The organism is Cellulomonas fimi, assembly GCF_028527925.1.
Classification (GTDB): Bacteria; Actinomycetota; Actinomycetes; order Actinomycetales; family Cellulomonadaceae; genus Cellulomonas; species Cellulomonas fimi_C.
On record NZ_JAPESW010000003.1, the window covers coordinates 156,068 to 173,904 of the forward strand.

The window sequence follows — 17,837 nt, forward strand, 5'->3', positions numbered from 1 at the left end:
GTTGCGAACAACGGGAGACGCCATGGAGTTCGGGAGCATCGAGCGCGAGATCCACGTCGACGCGGCGCCGGAGGTCGTCTTCGAGGTCCTCAGCAGCCCGGAGCACATCCGGGACTGGTGGAACGGCGCGGAGACCGACCTGTCCGCCGAGCCCGGCAGCGGGACCGAGGTCGCGTGGGGACGCGGCACGCCCGACGAGCACGTCGAGCCGCTCACGGTCGTCGCGGCCGACCCACCGCGGCTCTTCTCCTTCCGCTGGGTCCCCGACGACGCCGACGACCCGGTCGCCGCCGCGCTGCTCGTGACCTTCGAGCTCGTGCCCGCCGGGTCCGGGACGCTGCTGCGGCTCACCGAGACCGGCTTCCGCGAGAAGGGCTGGGAGGCCGCCGTCATGGAGGCCGCCTACGCGGACCACGTCAACGGGTGGGACGTGTTCGTGCCGGCGATCGCCGCGCACGCCGAACGGCTGGTCGCGACGCGATGAGCACGTCCGTCGACGACGACCTGTGGTCAGCGGTCGGGGACCCGACGCGCCGACGGATGATCGACCTCCTGCTCACCGACGGCCCGGGCACCGCGACGTCGCTGAGCGAGCGCCTGCCCGTGACACGGCAGGCCGTCGCCAAGCACCTCGTCGTGCTCGACCGCGTCGGCCTCGTGCACGTCACGCCCGCCGGGCGCGAGCGGCGCTACGAGGTCGACGAGGCCCAGCTCGCCCGCGCGGTCGCCCAGCTCGCCGACGTCGGCCAGGCCTGGGACGCCCGCCTGCAGCGCATCAAGCGGATCGCCGAGGCGATCGCGCGCAGCCAGAAGAAGTGACCGGCACCGAGGGGAAGGAAGGGTTCGAGATGGTGGACATCATCCACAGGGTCGGCATGCGGTCGGCCGCCCTGGACGACGTGTACGCGGCGCTCACCACGGTCGAAGGGCTGGCGGGCTGGTGGACGACCGACACGACCGGCGACCCGGACGTCGGCGGGCTGCTGGCGTTCCGGTTCCCGCAGGGCGGCTTCGACATGGTCGTGCTCGAGCAGGAGCCTGGCCGGAAGGTCGTCTGGGAGGTCGTCGACGGTCCCGAGGAGTGGATCGGGACGACCGTGCGCTGGGAGCTCCGGCAGGACGGCGAGTACGTCATCGTCCTGTTCGCGCACGAGGGCTGGCGCGAGCCCGTCGAGTTCATGTCGCACTGCAGCACCAAGTGGGCCACGTTCCTCGTGAGCCTCAAGCAGCTCGTCGAGACCGGTACGGGCGCGCCGGCACCCGACGACCTGGCCATCTCCGACTGGCACTGACGCCCGCACGCGGCGAGGCCCCGCACGCCCCACCCGGCGGCGGGGCCTCGTCGCGACGCGGTCGACCACGCCGCTCGCGCCCTCGCGCCCTGCCCGATCGGGCAGACGTGCGACGCCGAACCCTTTCGCGTGCTCGGCGACGAGCGTCGACCCGCCACGCCGCCCCTAGTGTGCGCACCACGCCGACACCCTGGGAGGGCGCGATGACGAGGCGGACACGGCTCGGTGCGACGGTCGCGGCGGTCGCCGCCCTGGCCGCGCTCGTCCCGGCGCCGGCGTGGGCCGGCGACGTGCAGCGCGAGGAGTTCTCCCGCCCGCCCACCGACCCGTGGCAGGTGATCGGCTTCGGCGGGGACCCGGTCGCGAGCACGCGCGGCGGCGCGATCACGATCGGCCGCGAGACGCTCGTCATGCTGCTCGAGACCGCGGGCACGTCCGAGTGGACCGGAGCCTCCGGCCGGCTGACCGGCTGGGACGTCGACGTCCGCATGCGGCTCGGCCGTGACGCGACGGGCACGTGCCTCGACGAGGAGACGGGCACACCGCCGCCGACGCTGCTGTGGGTCGGCGACACCATGGACCTGCTCCAGGTCGGCTTCGCACCCGGCGAGCTGTGCGTGCTGTACCCGTACGAGGACCGGCAGGTCATCCCGCTCGACACGCACCGCTGGCACCGGTACCACCTCGAGGCGCGCGGCCAGCAGGTCTGGCTGACGGTCGACGGCCGCACGGTCCTCGACCGCACGTTCGCGGGTCGCGGTGCGGGGACGGTCGGCCTCGGCTTCGAGACGTACACGGGCTCGTCGACGTGGGACTACGTCCGGTACGACACCGCGCCGGGACACCCGTGCACGATCCGCGGCACCGCCGGACCGGACGTCCTGACGGGCACGCCGGGCGCGGACGTCATCTGCGCCGGCGCGGGCGACGACCGCGTCTCCGGGCTCGGCGGTGACGACGTGCTGATCGGTGGCGACGGCGACGACACGCTGCTCGGGGCCGACGGCCACGACTCGCTGCAGGGCGGGTGGGGCGCCGACGTGCTCGACGCGGGCGCGGACAACGGCCGGTCCGAGGGGGGCCAGGGCGACGACCGGTTCGTCATGGGCGCGGCCCCCGACGGCGCGCACCAGGTCGTCGGAGGTCCGGGCCACGACGTCGCGGACTACGGCGCGCGGACCGCGCCGGTCACCGTGACGCTCGACGGCCTCGGCGGCGACGGGTCGGCCGGCGAGGGCGACGCGATCGGCGCGCCGCCGCCGTGGAGCACGTCGCCCGACGTCGAGGAGGTGCGCGGTGGGCAGGGCGACGACGTCCTGACGGGTTCGCCGTGGCGGGACACGCTCGTGGGCGGCCTCGGCGCCGACCTGCTGCGCGGGCTCGGCGACTCCGACACGCTGCGCGGCGCCGACGGGGTCGCGGGGAACGACCGTCTCGACGGGGGTGACGGCGCCGACACCTGCACCGCGGACCCGCTCGACGCGCTGACGTCGTGCAACGACCCGTACCCGCCCTACCCGACACCGATGCCCACGCCGTCCGGCACGCCGACCCCGGCACCGACCGCGACGCCGTCCGGCGGCACGACCGCGCCGGCCGGCGCCGCGTCACGCGTCGCACCCTCGCGCGCCTTGCCGACCGTCGCGCCGCTGTCACCCGACCGTGGCTGAAACGTTTACCTCGGCGTCGGACGGGCCCTGGCTGTAGCGGTCAAGCGCTGACGGGCGCACCCTCCTCACGAGCGGTCGCGCACCTCGCCGGTGGACGACGCGCCGCCCAGCACCCACGACGCACGAGGAGCTCCATGTCCCAGCGCACGAGAGTCGCCGCGCTGCTGTCCGCGGCCGTGCTCGCCATGTCGGGGATCAGCGCGATCACCGCCATGTCGGCACAGGCCGCCGCCGGCTGCAAGGTCGACTACCAGATCACGAACCAGTGGAACCCCGGCTTCGGGGCGAACGTCACCGTCACCAACCTGGGCGACCCGGTGTCGTCGTGGACCGTCGGCTGGACGTTCCCGTCGGGTCAGAAGGTCACGCAGGCCTGGAACGCCGACGTCACGCAGTCCGGCAGCGCCGTCACGGCACGCAACGTCGCGTGGAACGGCGCGGTCCGCACGGGCGGCACGGCGAGCTTCGGCTTCAACGGCACCTGGAGCGGCGCGAACGCCGTCCCGACGCAGTTCACGCTCAACGGCGTGGCCTGCACCGGCTCGACCACGGGCACCCCGACGCCGACGACGTCGCCCACCCCGAGCCCGACGCCCACGCAGACCACCACTCCCCCGCCGCCGACGGGCAGCACGCCCGTGGCGATCAACGGCCAGCTGCGCGTCTGCGGCGTCAACCTCTGCAACCAGTACGGCAAGCCGATCCAGCTGCGCGGCGTGAGCACGCACGGGCTGCAGTGGTTCGCGAAGTGCTACAACACCGCGTCGCTCGACACGCTCGCGAACGACTGGAAGGCCGACGTCCTGCGCATCGCGATGTACGTCAACGAGGACGGCTACGTCACCGATCCGGCCGGCTTCACGTCGCGCGTCAACGGCCTCGTCGACCAGGCCGAGCAGCGCGGGATGTACGCGATCGTCGACTTCCACACGCTCACGCCGGGCGACCCGAACGTGAACCTGGAGAACGCCAAGACGTTCTTCCGCAACGTGGCGACCCGCAACGCGGCCAAGACGAACGTCATCTACGAGATCGCGAACGAGCCCAACGGCGTGTCGTGGGAGCAGATCCGCACCTACGCCAACCAGGTCATCCCGATCATCCGCGCCGCCGACCCCGACGCCGTGATCCTCGTCGGGACGCGCGGCTGGTCGTCGCTGGGCGTCTCCAACGGCTCGACGTCGGCGGAGATCGTCGCGAACCCGCTGTCGTTCTCGAACATCATGTACACCTTCCACTTCTACGCGGCGTCCCACCTGGACAACTACCGCAACGAGGTGCGCAGCGCGGCGACGAGGCTGCCGCTGTTCGTGTCCGAGTGGGGCACCACGAGCGCGACGGGCGGCGGCACGGTCGACATCCAGTCGTCCACCGCGTGGCTCGACCTGCTCGACTCGCTCAAGATCAGCCACGTCAACTGGACGTACTCCGACGCGAACGAGAGCAGCGCGGCCTTCCGGTCGGGCACCTGCTCGGGCTCGAGCTACGGCACGTCGCAGCTGTCGCAGTCCGGCCAGTTCGTCCGCAGCCGCATCGTCACGGCGGACAGCTTCCCGACCCGCTGACGCCGCACCGCCCGCACGCCGCCGCCCTCGGAGGTCCGCCTCCGGGGGCGGCGGTGCGTCGTCGCCGGCCGTGCGACCTCGACCGGAACCGGTTGTCGGGATCGTGCACCCTCGCCCGTCACCCGGGCATGACCCTCACCGTCTCCCGCACCGCGCACCGCGCGACGACCGCGCTGTTCCTCGTCAGCGGCCTGTCCTTCGGCGGGTTCGTCGTCCGCTCCGCCGCGCTCAAGGTCGAGCACGGGCTCGACGACCGCGCCTACGGGCTGACGAGCGTCCTGTTCGGCGCCGTCGCCATCGCCACGATGCAGGCGCTCGGACCCCTGCTCCGCCGCGTCGGGCCGGAGGCCGTCGCCCGCGTCGCGGTCGTCACGCTGCCGCTGGCCGTGGCGCTGCTGGGCGCCGTCCCCGGCACGGCCTCCTACGTCGCCGCGATCGCCGTGGTCGCCGCGGCGAACGGAGCGCTCGACGTCTCCATGAACGCCACGGCGGTCCGGGCCGAGCAGCGGATCGGACGCCCGATCCTCAGCGGCTGCCACGCCGCGTGGAGCATCGGCATCACCGTCGCCACCCTCGCCGGGACCGCGAGCCTCGCCGCCGGAGTCCCGACCGCCGCCCACCTCGCCGTCGCCGCGTGCCTGGCGGTGCCCGTCGCGCTCGCCGCCGGGTCCCGCCTCCCCGTCGTCGCACCCACCGGCGCACCGGGGGCCGGCGGTGCACCGGCATCGGCGAGGCCGGCCGAGGCGGCGGACGCGACCCGCTCGTGGTCGCCCGCGTTCGCGCGCGTCGCGGTGGTCGGCGTCGTCCTCATGGTCGCCGAGGGCGCCGCGCTCGCGTGGGGCGCCGTCCTGCTGCACGAGCAGCGCGACGCGTCGCTCGCGGTCGCGGCCGCCGCCACCACCGCGTTCACCGCCGCACAGACCCTCGGACGCGTCGTCGGCGACCGGCTGCGCGCCGCGTGGGGCGACGCGCGGCTGTTCCGGCGCGGGGCCGTCGTCGGCGCGTGCGGGCTGGCGCTCGGGGCGCTCGCACCGGACCCCGTGGTCGCCGTCGGCGGCTTCGCGCTGCTCGGCCTCGGCGGCGCGACGCTCGTGCCGATCGCGTACGCGGAGACCGGCCGCCTGGACCCGAGCGGCCGCTCGGCCGCACGCCTGTCGGTCTTCGTCTACGCCGGCGTGCTGGCGGGCCCGGCGGCCATCGGCCTCCTCGCCGCCGGCGCGGGCCTCACGGCGGCCGTCGCCCTCGTCGCACCGCTCCTCGCAGCCTCGGCGCTGATCCTCCCGAGGGCGGGCCACGACCGGACGCGGACCAGCACCGACCTCCCGCAGCGGGCCCGTCAGGCCGGTTGAGCCGCAGGCGGCGCCGTCCGGTCCGCCGGGCGCCCTGTCCACGCTCACGTCGCCGCGTGGCCGTGTCCCGTCGCGGGCCGCTGACCGCCCGAACCGACGTCCGCGCCGCGCGAGTCATGGGCGGTTGTGGTGTTGCGCCCGGATCCCTTGACCGGACCGCCGCGCGTTCGTATCGTCTGGTCGCGACGCCGCAAATTCTCGACAACACGGACGCACAAAGTTGTGCGGACGTGGGCAACACTCGCACGACGGCGTCGGCCGCTGCCTGCGCACCAGCGGTCGTTCCTGGTCCACCACTGAACGCCGTGCACGTGCCGGCGGGGGCACCGACGTCCCCGTGACGCGTCCGGGGAGCCCGCCTGCGGCCGACGCCGGCCGCCCGCGCCCGGCCGTGCCCACGTGCCCGGCCCGGACCCGCCTCCGAGGCGGGAGAACGAGGACGACCCATGAGAAGGAACGTCAGGCACGCGGTCGTGGCGGTCGCCGCGGCAGCGCTCGTCGCACCGCTCGGCCTCGCGCTCGTCGCGCAGGGTGCCGCCGCGGCACCCGTCAACCTCGCCGCGGGGAAGCCCGCGACGGCCAGCAGCTCGACCGACGTCTACGGCGCCGGCAACGTCACCGACGGGAACCAGGCGACGTACTGGGAGTCGACGAACAACCAGCTTCCGCAGTGGGTGCAGGTCGACCTCGGCACGGCCGCCACGGTCACGGACCTGACCCTCAAGCTGCCGACCGCCGGGTGGGGCGCGAGGACTCAGACGATCACCGTGCAGGGCTCGACGAACGGCTCGACGTTCACGACGCTCAAGGCCCAGGCCGCGTACGCGTTCGCGCCCGCCTCCGCCAACACCGTCACGGTCGACGTCACGGACACCGCTGTGCGGTTCGTGCGGCTCAGCATCTCCGCGAACACCGGCTGGCCCGCGGGGCAGCTCTCGGAGCTCGAGGTCTACGGCACGGCCGGCCCGACGCCCACCCCGACCACCCCGACGCCCACGACGACCCCGCCGACCGGGCAGAACCTCGCCGCGAACCGGCCGATCGTCGCGTCGTCGACCGAGTGGACCTACGTCGCGGGCAACGCCGTCGACGGGCAGCTCGGCACGTACTGGGAGGGCGCGGGCGGTCAGTACCCGTCGACCCTCACGGTGAGCCTCGCCTCGGCGAGCCAGGTCACCGGCGTGGTCGTGAAGCTCAACCCCGACGCCGCGTGGGCCAACCGCACGCAGACGTTCGAGGTGCAGGGACGGACCGGGACGGGCGCGTTCACGACGCTGGCACCGTCGGCCGCCCGCGCGTTCAGCCCGTCGACGGGCAACACCGTCACCGTCCCGGTCACCGGCACGGCGTCCGACGTGCGCCTGGTCTTCACGGGCAACACCGGGGCCGGCAACGGGCAGGTCGCCGAGCTGCAGGTGCTCGGCACACCCGCGCCGAACCCGGACCTCACGGTCACGGGCGTGACGTCGTCGCCCACCAACCCGACCGAGTCGACGGCCGTCACCCTGAGCGCGACGGTCCGCAACGCGGGGACCGCGGCGTCGGCCGCGACGTCGGTCGCGTTCCAGGTCGACGGGCAGACCGCCGCCACCGCCTCGGTGGGGGCGATCGCTGCGGGCGCGACGGCGACGGTCACCGCGTCGATCGGCGCACGCGCCGCCGGCTCCTACACGGTCGGCGCGACGGCCGACCCGGCGAACACGGTCGTCGAGCAGGACGAGTCCAACAACGCCTACAGCAACCCGACGAAGCTCGTCGTCGCCCCCGTCCCGACGTCCGACCTCGTGCCTGTCGTCAGCTGGAGCCCGGGCAACCCGGCGGCCGGCGCGGTCGTCACGTTCACCGGCGCGGTCGCGAACAACGGCAACGTCGCGACGTCGTCGGGCGCGCACGCGCTCACGGTGACGATCAAGGACTCGACCACCGGCGCGGTCGTCAGGACGCTCACCGGCTCCGTCAGCGGTGCGATCGCCGCCGGCGCCACGAGCGCCACGATGAACCTCGGCACGTGGACCGCGACGAACGGCACCTACACCGTGTCGAGCGCGGTGGCCGCCGACAGCACCGAGGTGCCCGGCAAGCAGACGAACAACGTCGTCACCGGCGGGATCTACGTCGGCCGCGGCGCCCACCTGCCGTTCGACATGTACGAGGCGGAGGACGGCCGCGCGGGCGGCGGCGCGGTGCTCGTCGGCCCCAACCGGACGGTCGGCGACCTCGCCGGCGAGGCGTCGGGCCGGCGCGCGGCGACGCTGTCCGCCACGGGCGCCTATGTCGAGTGGACGCTCAAGAACCCGACGAACACCCTGGTCACGCGCTTCTCCGTCCCGGACAACGCGGCCGGGACCGGCCAGAGCGGCAGCATCGACGTCCTGGTGAACGGCACGTTCCTCAAGCGCCTCGACCTGACGTCCCGGTTCGCGTGGCTGTACGGCAACGAGACCAACCCGAACAACCAGCCGGGCTCGGGCGGTCCGCGGCACATCTACGACGAGGCGAGCACGCTGCTCGGCACGACCGTCCCGGCCGGGGCGACGATCCGGCTCCAGCGCACGGCGAGCAATCCGCAGCCCGTCACGGTCGACTTCATCAACACCGAGCTCGCGACGCCCGACGCCAACCCGAACCCGTCCCAGTACGTGCAGCCCACCGGCTTCACGCACCAGGCGGTGCAGGACGCGCTCGACAAGGTCCGCATGGACACGACGGGCGCGCTCAAGGGCGTCTACCTGCCGGCCGGCGACTACAGCACGAGCTCCAAGTTCCAGGTGTACGGCAAGGCCGTCGACATCGTCGGCGCCGGGCCGTGGTTCACGCGGTTCTTCGCGCCGAGCGGGCAGGAGAACACCGACGTCGGCTTCCGCGCCGAGGCGTCGGCGAACGGCTCGAAGTGGCGGGGCTTCGCGTACTTCGGCAACTACACGTCGCGGATCGACGGGCCGGGCAAGGTCCTCGACTTCACGAACGTCGCGAACATGACGGTCGACGACCTGTGGGTCGAGCACATGATCTGCATGTTCTGGGCGTCGAACATGGACTCCTCGACGATCACCAACTCGCGCATCCGGAACACGTTCGCCGACGGCATCAACATGACCAACGGGTCGGCGAACAACCGCGTCGCGAACATCGAGGCGCGCGGCACGGGCGACGACTCGTTCGCGCTGTTCGCGGCGACCGACGCGGGGGGCACGGGCCAGACCGGCAACGTCTACGAGAACCTGACGTCGCTGGTCACGTGGCGGGCCGCGGGCCTGGCCGTCTACGGCGGGTACGGCAACACGTTCCGCAACATCTACATCGCGGACACGCTCGTGTACTCCGGCATCACGATCAGCTCGCTCGACTTCGGCTACCCGATGGACGAGTTCGGGTCCGCCGCGCCGACGAGCTTCCAGAACATCTCGATCGTGCGCGCCGGCGGCCACTTCTGGGGCAACCAGACGTTCCCCGCGATCTGGGTGTTCTCCGCGTCGAAGAAGTTCCAGGGGATCCGGGTGAGCGACGTCGACATCGTCGACCCGACCTACTCCGGGATCATGTTCCAGACGAACTACGTCGGCGGTCAGCCGCAGAACCCGATCACCGACACGACGTTCACGAACGTGTCGATCACCGGGGCGCGCAAGAGCGGTGACGCGTGGGACGCGAAGTCCGGGTTCGGCATCTGGGTCAACGAGATGCCCGAGGCGGGTCAGGGTCCGGCCGTCGGGTCGGCGACGTTCACCAACCTGAGGATGAGCGGCAACGCGCAGGACATCCGGAACACGACGTCGACGTTCACCATCAACCGCAACTGACGCCGACGCGCTGACCGCCCGGGCCGGGTCCTCCCGGCCCGGGCGGCTGCGTCCGCCCGTCCGCTCGGCCTAGCGGAGCGGGAAGCGGAACGGGATCGGGATGCCGCCGCAGCAGCAGACGCCGCTGACGTCGGACTGCGCGAGCATCGCGGCGGCCCGGTAGCAGGCCAGGAACTGCAGGGCGGTGGGGACGACCGACCGCACGACGCCGCGCCGCGCGACGAACCCCCGGACCGCCACCGAGCAGGAGTCGCCGCCGTGGGCGACCCGGTGCGCACAGCTCCAGCCCTTCCGGGGCGAGAGGCGGCGCTGGTACGCGGCGATGAGGCGGTCGGCGGCCGTGGCGAGAGGGCTCATCGGGTCACGCTAGGTGGCGCTCCGGGACCGCGCGCGGCGAGCGGACGGCGCGGGCCGCGCGGAGCCGCGACGGGCGGTCCGGGTCGCGGTGCGCCACGGTCAGGTGTCGTCGGGCAACCGTCGGTACGTCGTCGTCAGCCGGTAGTCCTTGCGCGGACCGACGGCGTGCCAGACCTCCTCGTAGGCGTCGTCGCCGACGAACCGGCCGCGCACCGTGTACGTGTCGTCGCCGCAGCCGTGCACGCCGGACCACCGCTCGTCGCGCAGGTCGAACCCGTAGAAGGGCCGCCCGTCGCCGAACAGCACCTCGACGGCGCCGTCGCCGGCCGCGCGCAGCAGGAGCCGCCGCGCCGCGGGTCGCTCGTCGCCGCCGAACGCCAGCACGCCGTCCTCGACGCACGCGAGCCCGCCGTCGCCCGTCGGCGCGAACGTCGCCGTGCCGCGGAACGTCCCGTCGACCCCGGCGCGCGCGTCGGCCACCGCGCGGTCGACCGACCACGCTCCGGCGAACCTCGCGAGCACGTCCACGCTCGTGACCGTCTCACGGCACCGCCGCATGCGGGAAGTCCGGGACGAGCTCCGCCCGGTTGCGACCGACCGGGCCGCGCGTAGCGTGCGTGCTGGTCGACGACGACGACGCCTGAGGGGGCCAGCATGGTCGCGCGCACCGAGGTCGAGCACGTCCGGACGGACCCCGACCTCCCACCTGTCGCCGTGGTCGAGCGGGGCCCGGTCCCACCGGCCCGGCGCGCCGTCCTGGCCGCCGTCGCGGTCCTCGGCGCGGTCGCCTGGTCCGTCCTCGCACTCGCCCGCGGCGAGCAGGTCAACGCCGTGTGGTTCGTGTTCGCCGCCGTGTGCACCTACGTCATCGGCTACCGCTTCTACGCGCGGCTCGTCGAGTCGAAGATCGTGCGCCCGCGGGACGACCGTGCGACCCCGGCCGAGCGGTACGACAACGCCAAGGACTTCATGCCGACGGACCGGCGCGTGCTGTTCGGCCACCACTTCGCCGCCATCGCGGGCGCGGGACCGCTGGTCGGACCGGTGCTCGCGGCGCAGATGGGCTACCTGCCGGGCACCGTGTGGATCATCGTCGGCTGCGTGCTCGGCGGTGCCGTCCAGGACTACCTGGTGCTCACGCTGTCGGTCCGGCGCCGCGGCCGCAGCCTCGGACAGATGGCGCGCGACGAGCTCGGCCGGTTCGGCGGCGTCGCGGCGATGGTCGCCGTGTTCGTCATCATGATCATCCTCATCGCCGTCCTCGCCCTCGTGGTCGTGAACGCGCTGGCCGCGAGCCCGTGGGGCGTCTTCTCGATCGCGATGACGATCCCCATCGCGCTGTTCATGGGCGCGTACCTGCGGTTCCTCCGGCCGGGCCGCGTGTCCGAGGTGACGATCATCGGCGTCGCGCTGCTGCTCCTCGCGATCGTCGCGGGCGGCTGGGTCGCCGAGACGGACTGGGGTCAGGACTGGTTCACGCTGAGCCCGGTCGCGCTCGCGTGGTGGCTCGCCGCCTACGGGTTCGCCGCGTCGGTCCTGCCCGTGTGGCTGCTGCTCGCCCCGCGCGACTACCTCTCGACGTTCATGAAGGTCGGCACGATCGTCCTGCTCGCCGTCGGCATCCTCGTCGCGCGGCCCGAGGTGCAGGCACCGGCCGTGTCCTCGTTCGCGCTTCGCGGCGACGGCCCCGTCTTCGCCGGTGCGCTGTTCCCGTTCCTGTTCATCACCATCGCGTGCGGCGCGCTCTCCGGGTTCCACTCGCTCATCGCGTCGGGCACGACGCCGAAGCTGCTCGAGAAGGAGAGCCAGGCGAAGCCCATCGGCTACGGCGGGATGCTCACGGAGTCGTTCGTGGCCGTGATGGCCCTGGTCACGGCCGTCGTCATCGACCAGCACCTCTACTTCGCGATGAACGCGCCCGCGGGTGCGACCGGTGGGACGCCCGAGACCGCCGCGGCGTACGTCAACGGGCTCGGCCTCGGCGGCACGCCCATCACGCCCGGGGAGATCGAGGGTGCCGCGCAGTCCGTCGGGGAGGAGTCGGTGGTCTCGCGGACGGGCGGAGCACCGACGCTCGCGTTCGGCATGTCGCAGGTGCTCAGCAGCGTCGTCGGCGGGTCGGGCCTCGCGGCCTTCTGGTACCACTTCGCGATCATGTTCGAGGCGCTTTTCATCCTCACGACCGTCGACGCGGGCACGCGCGTCGCGCGCTTCATGCTGTCCGACAGCCTCGGCAACGTCGGCGGGCCGCTGCGCCGCTTCCGGGACCCGTCGTGGCGCGTCGGCGCGTGGGTCTGCTCGGTCGTCGTCGTCGGCGCATGGGGGGCGATCCTCCTGATGGGGGTCACGGACCCCCTCGGCGGGATCAACACGCTGTTCCCGCTGTTCGGCATCGCCAACCAGCTGCTCGCCGCGATCGCGCTCACGGTGGTGACGGTCGTGGTCGTGAAGAAGCGGCTGTACCGGTGGGTGTGGATCCCCGCCGTCCCGCTGGTGTGGGACCTCGCGGTGACGATGACCGCGTCGTACCAGAAGGTGTTCTCCGCCGAGCCGCGGATCGGCTACTGGGCCCAGCACCGGGCCTTCCAGGACGCGCGCGCCGCGGGCGAGACCTCGTTCGGGGTGGCCACGTCGACCGGCGAGATGGACGCCGTCATCCGCAACACCGCCGTCCAGGGCACGCTTTCGATCGTCTTCGCGGTGCTCGTGCTCGTCGTGGTGGCGGTCGGCGCCGTCGTCGTCGTGCGTTCCGTCCGTGCGGGCGGCCTGCCCACGACCGAGGAGCCCGACGAGCCCTCCCGCATCTTCGCGCCCCGCGGGATGGTGCCCACCGCGGCCGAGCGCGAGGTCCAGGAGCTGTGGGACGCGCGCGCCCGCGCACGCACCGGGGTGGAGGCGCGGTCATGACCGGGCCCCGCGCCACGGCGCCGGGCGGACCGGTCGGCTCGGTCGCCCGCGCGGTCGCGCGCGCCGCCCGGGCCGTGCACTGGTACACGACGTCGCTCCTCGGGGACCGCGACTACGACCGCTACGTCGCGCAACTCGCGCGCGTGCACCCCGACGTCGACCCGCCGTCCGCGGCGCAGTACTGGCGCACGCGTCACGCCGACGCGGACGCCCACCCCGGCGCGCGCTGCTGCTGACGGCACGCGTGCCGGCGACGGCTGTCGCACGCCTGCCCTAGCCTCGGGCCATGGCCGACACCGGTGTCCCCGGCCGCCTCGCGCCGCTCCTGTCGCAGTACGACTGGGCGTGCGAGCGGCTCCTCGCGCGCCTGACCGGACCCGACATGGACAGCGGCGACGGCGAGCGCGTCGCGGTCCCGCCGCTCACCGACGCCGAGTACCTGTGGGAGCCGGCACCGGGAGCCTGGTCGATCCGGCGCAAGTCCGACGGTCCCGGTCCGGGCGCGACCGTGCTGGTCGGTGCGGGCGAGTGGGGCCGCGACGGCGGGAGGCCACACCCCTGGCCCCCGCCCCTGACGACGATCGCCTGGCGCATGGCGCACGTCGCCGAGATGCTCCTGCTCCGCGCCGAGTACACCGTCGGCAGCCGGCAGGGCTCCGAGTCGGACCTCGCGTACCCCGGCACCGCCGACGCGGCCGTCGCGCTGCTGGCGCGCGGGATCGGCGCCTGGCGGGAGGCGCTGGTCACGGCCGACGACGCCGCCCTCGACCAGGTCGGCCGCTGCACGTACCCCGACGGCGACGACGCCGAGCAGCCCTTCCTCGAGATCGTCTGGTGGGTCAACCAGGAGGTGCTGCACCACGGCGCCGAGATCGCGCTGCTCCGCGACCTGCACCGGGCGCTGCACGCCGGCTGACCGCCGCCTGCCCGGACCGGCGGCGCCGTCGACCGGTGGGACGACGCCGCGTCGGCCCGTTCACCCGCACGACGCACCGCACCCGCCGCCACGGTCGACCGATCAGGGGAAAAGTGCGAAACGGACATCCCGCCGCGTGGGAGCGCGTGCACACTCGGTGGGACGACGCGGGACGGCGTCGGTCATCGACGCCAGGAGGACACGTGCTCGGCACCCGCAGGACCCACGACGACCAGCCGCTCCCCGCGCACGGCGACGACTGGTCCGCGGACCGCCTGAGCACCTTCCACCGCCGGCTGTCGGTCGCCGCGTCCGGTGCCCCGGCGCCCGGTCAGGTCGACACGCTGCTCGACGAGGTCCCCACGACCCCGCGCAACGTGGCCGCGCTGCTCGAGCACCTCGTCGACGAGCACGCACGCCGTGCGCGCGAGGCCGGTCGGTCGCGCGCCGTCGTGTCGTCGCCGCTGCCGGAGGGTGCCGTCGCACGCGTCGGGCACCTGCTCGTCGTGCGCTGGCTGACCCGACGCCACGCGATGGGCCGCCGCGTCATCCGCCGCGTCGCGCACTCCCCCGCCGCCGTCACCGCGCCGTCCGAGCGCACCGGCTGGCTGCTCGTCCGCCACCTGACGGACGGCCTCACGACACCGGCGCCGGCCTGACCGTCGACCCTCCGCGACGCAGGCCGGCGTCGGCACCCGGCGCCACCGCCCGACGGCCGGGCGTCGCTGCCCGGACGACCGCCCGCGACGACTGCGTGCTTGACTGCGGCGCGTGACCTACACGCCCGTGCCGGAGCGGATCGAGACCGCGCGTCTGGTGATGACGCCGCAGGTGCCGTCCGACGCGGACTGGCTCGCGGAGCTGTTCACCGCGCGCGGGACCGGCGTCGTCACGCCGGTCGCCGCCGCCGTGCGGATCGCGGCGATGCAGCGGCTGGTCGCCGAGCACGGGATCGGCGCGCGCGTGCTCCGGCTGCGGGGCGACGACGGCGCTCTCGGCTACTGCGCGCTCGTCGTCGGCCGGGCCTCGCTCGACGAGCCCGAGCTCGCCTACGAGCTGCTGCCCGCGGCGCACGGCCACGGCTACGCGACGGAAGGCTCACGCGCGCTGGTCGCGGCCGCGTTCGCGACGGGACGCACGCGTCTGTGGTCCACGGTCCGCCCGTGGAACGTCTCGTCGCTGCGCGTGCTCGACCGCGTCGGCTTCCGTCGGTCGCACACGACGTCGGACGTGGAGGGCGAGATCGTCTGGCACGTCCTCGACCGTGACCGGCACGACGTCGAGCCCGGCTCGCGCGGAGGTCCCGACGATGCCTGAGACCGACGTCCTGACCCCCGCGGCGGTCGCGGCGGTCCAGCGACGGACGCTGCGGGTCGTCGTCGCGAGCCAGGTGCTGGGCGGCGCAGGGCTCGCGGCGGGCATCACCGTGGGCGCGCTGCTCGCGGAGCAGATGCTCGGCTCGCAACAGCTCGCGGGCGTCCCGGCGGCGCTCATGACGACGGGCGCAGCGCTCAGCGCGTTCCTCGTCGGGCGGCTCACGCAGCGACGGGGCCGTCGGGTGGGCCTCGTCGCCGGGTTCACCGCGGGCGGGCTCGGCGGGCTCGGCGTCGTCGCGGCGGCAGCCCTCGGCAGCGTGCCGCTCCTGCTCGTCGCGTTCCTGCTCTACGGCGCGGGCACGGCGACCAACCTGCAGGCCCGGTACGCCGGGACGGATCTCGCGCTGCCGGACCGCCGCGGCACGGCGATCTCGGTCGCGATGGTCTCGACGACCCTGGGCGCGGTCGCGGGTCCGAACCTCGTCGCCCCGCTCGGCGGCGTCGCGACCGACCTCGGCCTGCCCGCGCTCGCCGGCCCCTTCCTGCTCGCGGGTGCCGCGTTCCTCGCGGCGGGCGGCGTGCTGCTCGCGCTCCTGCGCCCCGACCCGTACCTGCTGGCGCAGCGCCTCGACGCGGCGACCACGCCGTCGGCCGGCCACGTCGCGGAGCCCGCCGTCGCGCCCGGCCGCGGTGTCGCGGTCGGTGCGACCGTCATGGTGCTCACGCAGGTCGCGATGGTCGCGATCATGACGATGACGCCCGTGCACATGCGCGCCCACCACCACGACCTGTCGGCGGTCGGGCTGGTCATCGGCATCCACGTCGGCGCGATGTTCCTGCCGTCGCTGGTGACCGGCCCGCTCGTGGACCGCGTCGGCCGCATCCCGATGGCGATCGCGTCGGCCGTGACGCTGCTGCTCGCGGGCGTCACCGCTGCGCTGGCGCCGGCCGACTCCATGCCGCTGCTCGTCGTCGCGCTCGCGCTGCTCGGCCTGGGCTGGAACTTCGGGCTGATCGCCGGGACGGCCCTGGTCGTCGACGCGACCGTCCCCGCGAACCGCGCCCGCACCCAGGGATCGCTCGACGTGCTGGTCGCGCTCGGCGGGGCGGGCGGTGGGGCTCTGTCGGGCGTCGTCATGGCCGCCACGAGCTACGCGACGCTGTCGCTCGTCGGCGGCGTGCTGTCGCTGCTGCTCCTGCCCGTGCTGCTGTGGAGCCGCCGCCCGGTGCCCGCGCGCGCCTGACGGGACGTGCGCCGGGACATGGACCGGTGCACGGGTCGGACGGGCGCGCCGGGGCCTACGCTCCCCTCCGTGTCACGGTGGTGACGCTGCTCCGCGATGCACAGGGGCCGCACCTATCCCGGCATCGTTCGGGCGCACGAACCGTCACCGGCCGGCCGGCTCGCGGCGGCAACCGCCGGCGCAACCCCGCACCGCATCGCGGTCACCCGGGCCCGCCTGGACGGCCTCGGCCGTCACTGCCGGCGGAGGGCGCGGGACTGCTCGAACCGTCCACCGCGCACCTGCGCCGGTGAGACGATGCAGCCTCGCGAGAGGCCGGAGGATCGAATGGTGCTGCCGCACGCGTACCAGGTGGCGCAGTACGACCCACGCGACTACGGGCCCGATGGCTACGTCGGGCCGCTGGACAGCGACACCGACGAGGGCCCGCGGGAGGCGGCGTACCTGACCGCGATCGCGGCGTTCGCCGGCGAGCTGGGGGTGACCCACCTCGCCGTTCGAGCCCCGCGCTTCGTCGGCTCGAACCCGGACGAGGAGCCCCTGGCCCCAGGCGATGTGCTGGCGAGACTGTTCGGTACCGACCTCACCGGCTACGTCGATGGCGCCCTTCTCGACATCGCGGACGCACAGGCGCTGATCCAGGCCGGGTTCCGGGGCGGTACGCACGGATGCGAGCTCGAGGCCGACCGGATGCTCGTGCACGTCGACTGGGACATGTACATGTACATCGGGACCTCGACACCGTGTCCGGGCGCGGTGGCCGCGACCCGCGCGGCCGGGATCTTCGCCACCGAGCTCGACCTCGTGCTCAGCGAGTGGCTCGACGACAGCGGTCCCAAGATCGACCGCCCGATCGACGCGCAGTTCTGGTCCGAGGTTGACGCCGTCGTCGCCACCCAGGGAGCGGTGCTGCTCGAGGAGCACGCCGCCTGGACCCGCTGGCACCGGCTCACACCCGGCTCACCGCGCCCGAACCTACGGCCCCGGTGCGCGGTCGCGGTCTGGCCCGACCTCGACCCCGACGTCGACGCCGTCCTGGCCCGCCCGGTCGACGACATCGTCCATGACCAGCTGGTCTGGCTCACCGCCGACGGCGCGCTCCGATCCCGGATGGTCGGGGAGGACGATGCGGCCTCTCTGCGCTCCGACCTCGTCGGAGCCCGAGCGGCCTGGTGGCGCCCGAGTCACGCCGGTCAGCAGGAGCCGCTCATCGAGGCGGTCATGCCCGACGCTGACGGGACCGTGCGCGCACGATGGGACCGCGAAGCGCAAGGCTAGGCACCACGGGGAGCCGCTCGTCAGCACCGCAGGCGCAACTGTCCGGCAGAAAGGTCCGCGACGGCGAGGTCATCGTGCGCGAGCCCTGGTCGGGCGCCGACCTGATCCCGCCCGGCTGATCGCGGGGCGCCCGAGGGGCACCA

General features: G+C 74.0%; 16 protein-coding genes. 14 read left to right on the forward strand and 2 right to left on the reverse strand.

The features are described 5' to 3' along the window. Positions 1 to 22: 22 nt before the first annotated feature. The 7 genes from OMK64_RS02735 (at position 23) to OMK64_RS02765 (ending at position 9,676) form a co-directional block, all read left to right on the forward strand. Complete coding sequence (locus OMK64_RS02735) at positions 23 to 484, forward strand: SRPBCC domain-containing protein (RefSeq protein ID WP_272726438.1); 462 nt, start codon at positions 23 to 25, stop codon at positions 482 to 484. Beyond that, a complete protein-coding gene (locus OMK64_RS02740; protein WP_272726439.1) occupies positions 481 to 819 on the forward strand; it encodes an ArsR/SmtB family transcription factor in 339 nt (112 codons plus the stop codon). Before OMK64_RS02735 ends, OMK64_RS02740 begins: the two co-directional genes overlap by 4 nt. Beyond that, positions 816 to 1,292: an SRPBCC family protein gene (locus OMK64_RS02745; RefSeq protein WP_272726440.1), complete on the forward strand. Its 477-nt coding sequence runs from the start codon at positions 816 to 818 to the stop codon at positions 1,290 to 1,292. Before OMK64_RS02740 ends, OMK64_RS02745 begins: the two co-directional genes overlap by 4 nt. Positions 1,293 to 1,495: 203 nt before the next feature. Further along, positions 1,496 to 2,962, forward strand: coding sequence for a calcium-binding protein (locus OMK64_RS02750; RefSeq protein WP_272726441.1), 1,467 nt, complete (start codon positions 1,496 to 1,498; stop codon positions 2,960 to 2,962). Between the two features lie 134 nt (positions 2,963 to 3,096). Then, positions 3,097 to 4,527, forward strand: coding sequence for a cellulase family glycosylhydrolase (locus OMK64_RS02755; RefSeq protein WP_272726442.1), 1,431 nt, complete (start codon positions 3,097 to 3,099; stop codon positions 4,525 to 4,527). Between the two features lie 128 nt (positions 4,528 to 4,655). Next, on the forward strand, positions 4,656 to 5,876 hold the full coding sequence (locus tag OMK64_RS02760; protein WP_272726443.1) for an MFS transporter: 1,221 nt from the start codon (positions 4,656 to 4,658) through the stop codon (positions 5,874 to 5,876). Between the two features lie 446 nt (positions 5,877 to 6,322). Further along, a complete protein-coding gene (locus tag OMK64_RS02765; protein ID WP_272726444.1) occupies positions 6,323 to 9,676 on the forward strand; it encodes a discoidin domain-containing protein in 3,354 nt (1,117 codons plus the stop codon). Positions 9,677 to 9,745: 69 nt separating this feature from the next. On the opposite strand, the gene yidD is transcribed toward OMK64_RS02765, so the two are convergent. After that, complete coding sequence (gene yidD / locus OMK64_RS02770; RefSeq protein WP_272726445.1) at positions 9,746 to 10,033, reverse strand: membrane protein insertion efficiency factor YidD; 288 nt, start codon at positions 10,031 to 10,033, stop codon at positions 9,746 to 9,748. A gap of 99 nt (positions 10,034 to 10,132) precedes the next feature. Beyond that, positions 10,133 to 10,561 (reverse strand): DUF6314 family protein, encoded by a 429-nt coding sequence (locus OMK64_RS02775; protein WP_272726446.1) that lies wholly within the window; start codon positions 10,559 to 10,561, stop codon positions 10,133 to 10,135. Between the two features lie 126 nt (positions 10,562 to 10,687). On the opposite strand from OMK64_RS02775, the gene OMK64_RS02780 reads away from it, so the two are divergent. The 7 genes from OMK64_RS02780 to OMK64_RS02810 all read left to right on the forward strand — a co-directional run bounded on the left by OMK64_RS02780 (position 10,688) and on the right by OMK64_RS02810 (position 17,694). Beyond that, entirely contained in the window at positions 10,688 to 12,940 is a 2,253-nt protein-coding gene (locus OMK64_RS02780; RefSeq protein WP_272726447.1) for a carbon starvation CstA family protein, read from the forward strand. Beyond that, entirely contained in the window at positions 12,937 to 13,176 is a 240-nt protein-coding gene (locus tag OMK64_RS02785) for a YbdD/YjiX family protein (RefSeq protein WP_272726448.1), read from the forward strand. The genes OMK64_RS02780 and OMK64_RS02785 overlap by 4 nt, the downstream gene beginning before the upstream one ends. 50 nt (positions 13,177 to 13,226) lie before the next feature. Beyond that, positions 13,227 to 13,856, forward strand: a complete 630-nt coding sequence (locus tag OMK64_RS02790) for a DinB family protein (protein ID WP_272726449.1) — start codon at positions 13,227 to 13,229, stop codon at positions 13,854 to 13,856. Positions 13,857 to 14,059: 203 nt separating this feature from the next. Continuing rightward, positions 14,060 to 14,515: a hypothetical protein gene (locus OMK64_RS02795; RefSeq protein WP_272726450.1), complete on the forward strand. Its 456-nt coding sequence runs from the start codon at positions 14,060 to 14,062 to the stop codon at positions 14,513 to 14,515. Positions 14,516 to 14,627: 112 nt separating this feature from the next. After that, positions 14,628 to 15,173, forward strand: coding sequence for a GNAT family N-acetyltransferase (locus tag OMK64_RS02800; RefSeq protein ID WP_272726451.1), 546 nt, complete (start codon positions 14,628 to 14,630; stop codon positions 15,171 to 15,173). After that, a complete protein-coding gene (locus OMK64_RS02805) occupies positions 15,166 to 16,416 on the forward strand; it encodes an MFS transporter (RefSeq protein WP_272726452.1) in 1,251 nt (416 codons plus the stop codon). Before OMK64_RS02800 ends, OMK64_RS02805 begins: the two co-directional genes overlap by 8 nt. 96 nt (positions 16,417 to 16,512) lie before the next feature. Then, complete coding sequence (locus tag OMK64_RS02810; RefSeq protein ID WP_272726453.1) at positions 16,513 to 17,694, forward strand: hypothetical protein; 1,182 nt, start codon at positions 16,513 to 16,515, stop codon at positions 17,692 to 17,694. The last annotated feature ends 143 nt before the right edge of the window (positions 17,695 to 17,837 follow it).

What these genes read in the sequence shown, in the direction of transcription:
- OMK64_RS02785 (WP_272726448.1), top strand. Translation starts at nt 12,937, where the DNA reads ATGACCGGGCCCCGCGCCACGGCGCCGGGCGGACCGGTCGGCTCGGTC.
- OMK64_RS02780 (WP_272726447.1), top strand. Translation starts at nt 10,688, where the DNA reads ATGGTCGCGCGCACCGAGGTCGAGCACGTCCGGACGGACCCCGACCTC.
- yidD (WP_272726445.1), bottom strand. Translation starts at nt 10,033, where the DNA reads ATGAGCCCTCTCGCCACGGCCGCCGACCGCCTCATCGCCGCGTACCAG.
- OMK64_RS02740 (WP_272726439.1), top strand. Translation starts at nt 481, where the DNA reads ATGAGCACGTCCGTCGACGACGACCTGTGGTCAGCGGTCGGGGACCCG.
- OMK64_RS02755 (WP_272726442.1), top strand. Translation starts at nt 3,097, where the DNA reads ATGTCCCAGCGCACGAGAGTCGCCGCGCTGCTGTCCGCGGCCGTGCTC.
- OMK64_RS02765 (WP_272726444.1), top strand. Translation starts at nt 6,323, where the DNA reads ATGAGAAGGAACGTCAGGCACGCGGTCGTGGCGGTCGCCGCGGCAGCG.
- OMK64_RS02735 (WP_272726438.1), top strand. Translation starts at nt 23, where the DNA reads ATGGAGTTCGGGAGCATCGAGCGCGAGATCCACGTCGACGCGGCGCCG.
- OMK64_RS02750 (WP_272726441.1), top strand. Translation starts at nt 1,496, where the DNA reads ATGACGAGGCGGACACGGCTCGGTGCGACGGTCGCGGCGGTCGCCGCC.
- OMK64_RS02790 (WP_272726449.1), top strand. Translation starts at nt 13,227, where the DNA reads ATGGCCGACACCGGTGTCCCCGGCCGCCTCGCGCCGCTCCTGTCGCAG.
- OMK64_RS02805 (WP_272726452.1), top strand. Translation starts at nt 15,166, where the DNA reads ATGCCTGAGACCGACGTCCTGACCCCCGCGGCGGTCGCGGCGGTCCAG.
- OMK64_RS02760 (WP_272726443.1), top strand. Translation starts at nt 4,656, where the DNA reads ATGACCCTCACCGTCTCCCGCACCGCGCACCGCGCGACGACCGCGCTG.
- OMK64_RS02810 (WP_272726453.1), top strand. Translation starts at nt 16,513, where the DNA reads ATGCACAGGGGCCGCACCTATCCCGGCATCGTTCGGGCGCACGAACCG.